This is a genomic window from Stenotrophomonas sp. STEN029, from assembly GCF_056760015.1.
Genome location: NZ_JBRREC010000136.1, coordinates 1 through 8,665 on the forward strand (window position 1 = coordinate 1; position 8,665 = coordinate 8,665).

6 protein-coding genes are annotated in these 8,665 nt (G+C 65.6%); 3 read left to right on the forward strand and 3 right to left on the reverse strand.

What is annotated here, in order from left to right; translation table 11 throughout:
- Positions 1–202: 202 nt before the first annotated feature.
- Positions 203–1,999: a DUF885 domain-containing protein gene (locus tag ACVOLI_RS19625; RefSeq protein WP_481615666.1), complete on the reverse strand. Its 1,797-nt coding sequence runs from the start codon at positions 1,997–1,999 to the stop codon at positions 203–205.
- A gap of 254 nt (positions 2,000–2,253) precedes the next feature.
- Entirely contained in the window at positions 2,254–4,479 is a 2,226-nt protein-coding gene (locus tag ACVOLI_RS19630) for a S9 family peptidase (RefSeq protein ID WP_481615667.1), read from the reverse strand.
- Between the two features lie 102 nt (positions 4,480–4,581).
- Between ACVOLI_RS19630 and ACVOLI_RS19635 the strand changes: the two genes are divergently transcribed.
- Positions 4,582–5,895: a WD40 repeat domain-containing protein gene (locus ACVOLI_RS19635; protein ID WP_481615668.1), complete on the forward strand. Its 1,314-nt coding sequence runs from the start codon at positions 4,582–4,584 to the stop codon at positions 5,893–5,895.
- Between the two features lie 60 nt (positions 5,896–5,955).
- Here ACVOLI_RS19635 and ACVOLI_RS19640 read toward each other — a convergent pair whose 3' ends face one another.
- Entirely contained in the window at positions 5,956–6,645 is a 690-nt protein-coding gene (locus ACVOLI_RS19640) for a glutathione binding-like protein (protein ID WP_481615669.1), read from the reverse strand.
- A 106-nt stretch (positions 6,646–6,751) separates the two neighbouring features.
- Here ACVOLI_RS19640 and ACVOLI_RS19645 point away from each other — a divergent pair, with 106 nt between their 5' ends.
- Entirely contained in the window at positions 6,752–7,342 is a 591-nt protein-coding gene (locus ACVOLI_RS19645; protein ID WP_282265890.1) for a TIGR00645 family protein, read from the forward strand.
- A 196-nt stretch (positions 7,343–7,538) separates the two neighbouring features.
- The gene (locus ACVOLI_RS19650) at positions 7,539–8,537 is read left to right on the forward strand and encodes an energy transducer TonB (protein WP_481615670.1); all 999 of its coding nucleotides are present in this window, start codon (positions 7,539–7,541) and stop codon (positions 8,535–8,537) included.
- Positions 8,538–8,665: the final 128 nt, after the last annotated feature.

Below are 8,665 nucleotides of genomic sequence, written 5' to 3' on the forward strand. Positions count from 1 at the left end.
GCCGCTACATCATCAGATAGCAAAGCTGCCAAGGCCTTCAGCACCATCAGCTTCGCGGCTTACGCCGCTCCCACAAAAATGAAACTGATGGTGCTGAAGTCGTTGCTGTCCATGCCATCTGATGATGTGGTGGCTTCGCGACTTACGCCGCTCCCACAAAAACAAGCCCAATGAAAAAGGGCGCCTTGCGGCGCCCTTTTGCTTACTTGCGGCGCTGGGCCGGCACGAAGACTTCGTTGACCGCGGCGGCCAGCTGATCCGGCGGCAACAGGCCCTGGTCGAGCAGGAAGTTGTTGAATGCCAGGCGGTCGAACTTGTCGCCCAAGGCCAGCTCGGTCTGCATGCGCAGTTCCATGATGCGGGTGTAGCCGTAGAAGTAGCTGCAGGCCTGGCCCGGCGAACGAACGGTGTAACGGTCCAGCTCCTGCGTGGCCATCGCCTCGGACAGGCCCACGCCTTCCACCAACACCTTGCGGGCACGCTCGCGGTCGGTCTGGCCGAGGTTGAGCGCGGGGTCGAGCATGGCGCGGGCGGCGCGCAGCAGGCGGAACTGCAGCGCGATCATCTGCCCGTCCAGCGGCTCGAACGGCACCATCTCGGCCTCGGCATACAGCGCCCAGCCTTCAACGTTGACGGAATTGAAGGCGAACATGGTGCGCGCCAGCGAGATGCCGCGCTCGACCATCGCCGCGAACTGCAGGTCATGGCCGGGACGGCCTTCGTGCGCGCTCAGCGTCCACGCCGCCGAACCGAAGTTGAAGTCGTCGTACTGCGCCTTCTCACCCGAGGCCGGGTTGCCCAGCGGCAGCACGAAGGTGCCCTGCTGGCCGGTGTTGCCGACCAGCGGTGCCGGCAGGTAATGCGGTGCCGGCGAGGCGGCACTTTCGGCTTCACTGCCCAGGCGCATCTGCAGCGGACGCTGCGGCACGTCGACGATGCCCTGCTTGTGGATGATCGGATCGATCGCATCGATGACGCCACGGTAATGCGATTCCAGCTGGTCGTTGCCGATCTTGTCCTGCTTCAGCGCGCGGATCACCGCCACGTAATCGGTGTTGTCGGCAACCTTCAAGCCCTTGGCCTGCACCACCAGCGGTGCCAGCTGGCGCATCATCGCGCGGGTTTCCATGTACTCGAGCTGGGCCCGCTGCATCAGCAGGGCCGGATCGATATCCACGCCCACTTCCTTGAGCTGGAAGGCATACAGCTCTGCCGGCAGGCGGTTGTCGGTGCGCGCCTTGGGCAGCACCTCCTTGCTGGTCCAGGCGATGTAGTCCTTCATCTGCGTGGACAGCTCGGCCAGCGAGGCATCGGCGCCGTCGATCTTGTACTTGGCGAACAGCTTGCCGATGCCGACAATGTAGGTATCGACATTGGCCAACGCCTGATCCACTTCGATCTTGGTCGGCTGCAGCAGGTTGGGCGTGCCGCTCTTTTCCTCGTAGCGCTGGCGCGCCAGGGTGGCCAGTGGCTGCGTGCCCGGCGCCTTGCCGAGGTAGGCATTGAGGCGGTCCAGTGCCTTGGCACGGCGCGCTTCGGGCACCTGGTCGGACAGCAGGCCGTTGATGCCGCCGAACACGGTCTGCGGCACATCCACCCACGGCATCAGGTGCTGCTCGTTGAGGGTGCTGCTTTCGATATTGCGCTCGGCGGCGCCGATCATGATCTCCAGGTCCTGGCGCAGATTGGGATCGCGCTCGACCTGCAGCTTCTCGCGCAACTGATCGCGCGCCTTGTTCATGGCGACGCGGTAGCGCGCGGCGTTGTCCGCGCCCAGATCGACGACCTTGTCGTCATAACCGGGCACGCCGAAGAAGCTGGTCATTTCTGGCTGGAACGGCGCCTGCGCCTGCAACAGGATCTGCGCCAACTCATTGCTGCGCGCAACCCAGGCCGGGGCGGCGGGGGTTGTCTTGGTCGTTGCCGGTGCGGCGGCAGTCGCGGTGAGCGGCAGCGGGGCGGCAAGGGCGAGCGCGACGGCGAGGACGAGAGGCTTCATGGACAGCTCCGTAAGGGATGGGCTGACCGTACGCAGTCATTGCCGGGGCGGCAAGGGTAGGAAGTGGGGGGTGTTGGGGATTTGCTGGAGCAAAAGCTGACCCCTCCCAAACCCTCCCCTTGGCCTTTGGCCAAAGGGAGGGAGCTGAGCTTTGCCCCCTCCCTTTCGCGCAGCGAAGGGGAGGGCTGGGGAGGGGTGCTTTTCGATTCCAGCCCGCAGCCCCCCTCACCCACGCATCAAAACAACAACCCGCCTCAAGGCTTCAAGCAACGCCCAAGGAAGTTCTCAGCCATCCGATAGCGGTGCAGCGCATCCGCCCCAGACAACCCATGCTTGGCGCCCGGATAGGTCATCAGCTCGAACGGCTGGCCACGCTGCTGCAGCGCGCTCATCAGGGCGGTCGAATTGGAGAACAACACGTTGTCATCGGCCATGCCGTGTATCAGCAGCAGCGGCGAGGTCAGCCCGGCGATGTGCGTCAGCACCCGTGCTTCGCGATAGCCATCGACATTGGCTGCCGGCAGGTTCATGTAGCGCTCGGTGTAATGGGTGTCGTACAGGCCCCAATCGGTGACCGGTGCGCCAGCGACGCCACAGGCGTACTGGTCCGAGGCCTTGGCCAGCAGCATCAAGGTCATGTAGCCGCCGTTGGACCAGCCCTGCACGCCAATGCGGTTGCCATCCACCCACGGCTGCGCCTTCAGCCACTCCACGCCCTTGAGCTGGTCGGCCACTTCCACCGTGCCCTGCACGCCGTACAGCGCGCCGCCGAAGTCACGGCCGCGACGCGGCGTGCCACGGTTATCCAGCGAGAACACCACATAGCCGCGCTGGGCCAGGTACTGGTTGAACAGATGATCGCCACGGCCGGGCCAGCTGTCGGTCACGGTCTGCGAGGCCGGGCCGCCGTAGACATAGACGGCAACCGGATACTTCTTCGCCGGGTCGAAGCCTTCCGGCTTGATCACGCTGTAGTTGAGCGGCGTTTTTCCATCGGCCGCGGTCAGCGTGCCGTATTCGACCGGACGCTGTGCATCGCGGTACCTGGCATACGGGTGCTTGGCGTCGGCCAGGTTGTTGTCGAGCAGGGTGGCGATCTTTTCGCCATTTGCGCGGAACAACTCGATCTGCGGCGGCGTGGTGCTGTTGGACCAGCTGTCCACATAGACGCTGGCGTTCCTGGCGAATGCGGCGCTGTGCATGCCGGCGGTCTTCGACAGTTTGGTCGGCGTGCCACCGGCCAGCGGCACGGAATAGATTTCGCTGCGCAGCGCGGAGTCGACACCGGCACGGAAGTAGACAGTACCTGCTTCTTCATCGACGGCCAGCAGCTCATCGACAGGCCAGTTGCCCGAGGTCAGCGCGGTCTGGCTGCGGCCGTCAGCGCTGGAGACATACAGGTGCTGGAAGCCGCTGCGCTCGGACGACCACAGGAAGCGGCCATCCTTGAGGAACTTCAGGCTGTTGTGCAGCGGCACCCAGGTCTTGCTGGTCTCGGTGAGCAGCAGCTGTTGCTTGCCATCGGCCAGATTGGCTTCGATCAGCTCCAGCGTGTGCTGGTCGCGGCTCTGGCGCTGGAAGGTGAGGTGCTGGCCGTCGCGCCAGTTGACGCGGGTCAGGTAGATATCGGTCTGCTTGCCCAGGTCCAGCCAGTTGACCGCCGCATCAGCGTGCGGCGCGATCACACCTAGGGTGACCAGCACGTTCGGATCACCAGCCGCCGGGTAGCGCTGCTCGACCATCTCCACGCGGTCGGCATACATCTCATAGCGCTTCTGCACCGGCACCGGCGATTCGTCGATGCGGGCGAAGGCAATGGCCGAGTCGTCCGGCGCCCACCAGTAACCGGTGTGGCGGTCCATTTCCTCGTCGGCGACGAATTCGGCCACACCGTTGCCGATGGTGGCGCTGCCGTCGCGGGTCAGCTGCAGCTGCTTGCCGCTGGCCAGGTCGATCACCCACAGGTTGCGCTCGCGCACGAAGCTGACGAAGCCGCCCTTGGGCGAGAGCTTGGCGTCGGTGCTGAAGCCTTCGCCATTGGTGAGCTTGCGCACTGCTGCGCTGCCCTGCTTGCCCAGGTCGTAGAGATAGAGCTCGCCACCCAGCGGGAACAGCAGGGTCTTCGCATCCGGCGACCACTGGTAGTCAACGATGCCGCTGAAGGCGGCGATGCGCTGGCGCTCACGGCGCGCCTTCTCGGCGTCGCTCAGGGTTTCGGTGCCGGGCAGCACCACCTTGGAATCCACCAACAGCCGGGTCTGGCCGCTGGCGATGTCGTATTCCCACAGGTCCAGCTGCTTGACGTCGCTGTCCTTGCCACGCAGGAAGGTGACCCGCGAACCATCCGGCGCGACCTTGGGCTTCATCAACGTGGGGCCGGACAGCGGCGCCTTGCCGGTGATGGCTTCGAGGGTGAGCTTTTCAGCGTGGACGGCGGGGGTGGCGAGGATCATGGCAAGGGCTAGAAACAAGGGACGCATGGGATTCCTGTCGGGGACAGCACGGATCGGGCCATCCTAGCGAACCACGGCGTGCTGTGCTTCCATCGAAAGTCCTGCTTCGACGATCCCGTTCGCACCCACATGACCGATTCCGCTCCACACCTGCGCTGGCAGGCCGCCGTCCATGCCTACGCCAGCCATCTCAACGATTACGTCGCCCGTGGTGATGCCTGCAACTGGAAGGGCATGGGACAGCCGCAGGATCCACCCGATCTGTCGGCGCTGTTGCCGACGCTTATGGAAGCGCTGCGCACCGCCAATGCCAACGGCAACGAGGCGGCGCTGGCGCAGCTGCGCGGGCAATGGCCGCCGCTGCATGAGGCCACCCAGCCGCTGCTGGAGGCCAATGGGCAGGGCTTCAGCGCGCTGGCCTGGCTGCCCGACGGCAGCCTGCTGGTGCGCACCGGTGCCTGGTACGAGCCGGGCCAGGTGCTGATGGTGCGCGGGCTGGACGCCCGTCCCCTGCCCGACGTGGTGATGTTCGGCAGCAGCCCGGACCGGCAGCTGGTCGCGTTCGCCACGGACAGGCACATCCGCATCATGCACAACGAACGGACCGAGCCCGTCGCCGAGCTTGCGCTGCCACGTGGCGACGAGGCCTTGCCGGCAGGCCTGGCCGCCTTGGCCGAAGCCGAAGACGAGGCCGCGATCCAGCAGCTGATCCCCTTCAACGACGGCCAGCGCGCGGTGGTGGTGCGTGCCGATGGTGTGTTCCTGTGCAGCGCGGGTGGCATCCAGCGGCTGTTGCCGACCGCCGACGAACTGCAGGAACAGGCTGCCGACGAGGACCCTTATGCAGTGCGGCTGGACATGGTGCATGCCGCGGTTTCGCCCGATGGCCAGTGGATTGCCTGCGGCCAGCAGGACGGCCACCACCGGATCTTCAACGGCCAGGGCCAGACGGTCTGCACGATCGGTCCACACGGTGAGTATCCGCACCACGCGGCGTTCTTCGCCGATGGCCAGCATGTCGCACTGAACGCCTGCCACTTCTACAACGGCGCCACCATCGCGGTGGAAACCGCCGCCTTTGGCCAGATCAGCACCGACTTCTACGAAGACCATCCGGCACTGCGGGTGGTGGACCCGGGCGGGCGCATCTACGCCAGCGCGACGGTGGCCGGTGGACTGGTGCTGGGCGACGCCTATGGTTACCTGCGCGCGGTGGATGCGGCCGGCAACCTGCTGTGGAAGCAGCATGTCGGCAGCACCATCAGTGCGATGGCCAGTTCCGCCGATGGCCACCTGCTGGCGGTGGGCAGCTATTCAGGCACGGTGCACCTGCTCGACCTGACATCGACCGCCGCCAATCCGGAGCAGGTCGGCGTAGGCGCGCACCCGGAGATACGTCGCTGGCTGTTCTGGAAACAGGAAGCCACGCCGCTGGCGTGGTGATTCCCTTGCCGCGCAGCGTGCCGCCGACATGGCGGCCGCTGCCCGATCCCCTGCTGCGTTTCAGCGCTGGCCGAACAACAGGCGCTTTTCTTCGTCGCTGAGCGGTTGCCCGGCCTGCGGGTTCACCGTCGGCCCGACCGCGTAGGCGCGCTGGGTGGCCGGACGCTCGGCGATGGCCTGGTGCCAGCGGCGCAGGTGCGGGAAGGCCTCGAAGTCCACCGGCAGCTTGGCGTAGGCACCAATCCACGGGTAGCTGGCCATGTCGGCGATGCCGTAATCGTCGCCGCCAAGGAACGCCGACTCGGACAGGCGCTTGTCCATCACCCGGTGCAGGCGCCGCACCTCGCTGTCATAGCGCTCGATCGCGTAGGGGATGCGCTCTGGCGCATAGACATTGAAGTGGCCCATCTGCCCACTCATCGGGCCCAGCCCGCCCATCTGCCAGAACAGCCATTCCAGGGTGGCGGCGCGGCCGCGCAGGTCGGCGGGGATGAAGCGGCCGATCTTCTCGGCCAGGTACAGCAGGATGGCACCGGACTCGAACACGCTCAGCGGCGCGCCGCCGTCGGCCGGGGCATGGTCGACGATGGCCGGCATCTTGTTGTTCGGCGAAATGGCGAGGAATTCCGGCAGGAACTGGTCACCCTTGCCGATGTTGACCGGATGCACGCGGTACTCCAGCCCGGCCTCTTCAAGGAACAAGGTGATCTTGTGGCCATTCGGGGTGGGCCAGTAATAAAGGTCGATCATGAATACGCCTCGGCAGAACCATCCTCAGGGGCTCCTACGGTAGCCGCTTGGCAGCCTTCCGGGCGACCGGTAACCTCCCCTGTTTCCGCAACGCACCATCCTCCCAATGTCCCAACACAAACCGCTGAGTCCGCTCTCGTCCCTGATCTTCGCCTCGCGCTGGTTGCAGCTGCCGCTGTACCTGGGGCTGATCGTCGCGCAATGCGTGTACGTGTTCCTGTTTGGCAAAGAGTTGCTGCACCTGGTTACCGACGCGCAGGGCCTGACCGAGCAGAAGATCATGCTGATCGTGCTGGGCCTGATCGACGTGGTGATGATCTCCAACCTGCTGGTGATGGTGATCGTCGGTGGTTATGAAACCTTCGTCTCCCGTCTTGGCCTGCAGGGCCACCCGGACCAGCCGGAGTGGCTGAGCCACGTCAACGCCTCGGTGCTGAAGGTGAAACTGGCGATGGCGATCATCGGCATTTCCTCGATCCACCTGCTCAAGACCTTCATCGAAGCCGGCCAGCTCGGCATGCCGCTGTGCACGCCGGAACTGACCGCGCTCAAGTCGCCCTGCACTACCTTCACCCGCGATGGCGTGTTGTGGCAGACCATCATCCACTGCGTGTTCATCCTGTCGGCCATCGGCATCGCCTGGACCGACAAACTGATGTCCAACGGCCATGCCAAGCCGGCGGCCAACGCACACTGAGCAACCGCAGTGATGGGCGCCACATGATGTGACGCCCATCACTCTTTCATTTCAGCGTCATCATCGGCCCCCGCTTACCGCGCCGGCGATGCTAGATTCGCGCTTCACTGCTGATGGGTACGGCATCGGGAAATGCCATCGCCTCGCGCCGTCAAGGCAAACGCAGTCCACGTTCGTCGATTCAAGGGGATGTTTGATGTCGTACGTCATGAGTAAAGGCAAGCTGCGTCTGTTGGCGCCCGCTCTTCTGCTGACCACGCTGGTTGCCTGTTCCGGCAGGGATGAACCCGCCGCACCGGCAGCTGCACCGGCCACGCCTGCAGCAGCTGCACCCGCCGCACCAGCAGTAGCGGAAAAGGTCCAGGCCATGGACACCCAGCAGCTGCGCGATCTGGCCAGCGCCGCACTACGCGACAACCGCATGTATGCACCGGCCGGCGACAACGCCATGGAGTACTACCTCGCGCTGCGCGACAAGCTGCCTGACGACGCGTCGATCAAGAGCGCATTGACCGATCTGCAGCCCTACACCCTGATTGCCGCCGAGCAGGCCCTGAGCCGCGAGGACTTCACCGAAACCCAGCGCCTGATCGCACTGGTGGAGAAGGTAGACCCAACCGCACCGGCGCTGCCGCGCCTGAAGCAGGGCGTCACCGGCAGCATGCAGGTGGCCGAACGCCGCACCGTCGAAGAAGCCGACAAGGCCAAGAAGGACGCTGAAACCCGCGCCAAGCAGCAGGTCGAACAGCAGCGCCTGGCCCAACAGCAGGCCGCCGAAGCCACCGCCGCCCAGCAGCTTGCAGCAAAGCAGGAAGCCGCGCGCAAGGACAGCGAGCGCCTGGAAGCAGAACGTCAGGCCGCTGCCCGCCGCGAAGCCGAACAGCGCAGCGCTGCCCAGGCCGCCGCCCAGCAGGCCGCCGCGCCCAAGCCGGCCGCAGCACCGGCACTGCGTGCCGTCAGCACCCCGGCCCCGCGTTACCCGGCCGACGCCTTGCGTTCGGGCACCTCGGGCGAAGTGCTGGTGGAACTGACCATCGGCACCGACGGCTCGGTCACCGACGCCCGCGTGTTGCGCGCCACCCCGGCACGCACCTTCGACCGTGAAGCCCTGAATGCGGTGAGACGCTGGAAGTTCGAGCCGATCAGCAGCCCGACCACCACCCGTCGCACCTTGGCGTTTGCGCCGAACAAGTAAGCGGTTCTGGTTTTGGTAGTGGCGCGCCAGGGTCGGGGGGCGGGTTTGACGGGGTGGCCCAGGCCGGCCTTGCGAGGGGCGAGAGGGGGGGCGCAACCAAAGCCCCCGCGGTGTGCGGGGCTGTGGTT

Bases quoted from the DNA above. Each gene is read 5' to 3' on its own strand.
- ACVOLI_RS19625 (WP_481615666.1), bottom strand. From the start codon at position 1,999: ATGAAGCCTCTCGTCCTCGCCGTCGCGCTCGCCCTTGCCGCCCCGCTG.
- ACVOLI_RS19630 (WP_481615667.1), bottom strand. From the start codon at position 4,479: ATGCGTCCCTTGTTTCTAGCCCTTGCCATGATCCTCGCCACCCCCGCC.
- ACVOLI_RS19635 (WP_481615668.1), top strand. From the start codon at position 4,582: ATGACCGATTCCGCTCCACACCTGCGCTGGCAGGCCGCCGTCCATGCC.
- ACVOLI_RS19640 (WP_481615669.1), bottom strand. From the start codon at position 6,645: ATGATCGACCTTTATTACTGGCCCACCCCGAATGGCCACAAGATCACC.
- ACVOLI_RS19645 (WP_282265890.1), top strand. From the start codon at position 6,752: ATGTCCCAACACAAACCGCTGAGTCCGCTCTCGTCCCTGATCTTCGCC.
- ACVOLI_RS19650 (WP_481615670.1), top strand. From the start codon at position 7,539: ATGTCGTACGTCATGAGTAAAGGCAAGCTGCGTCTGTTGGCGCCCGCT.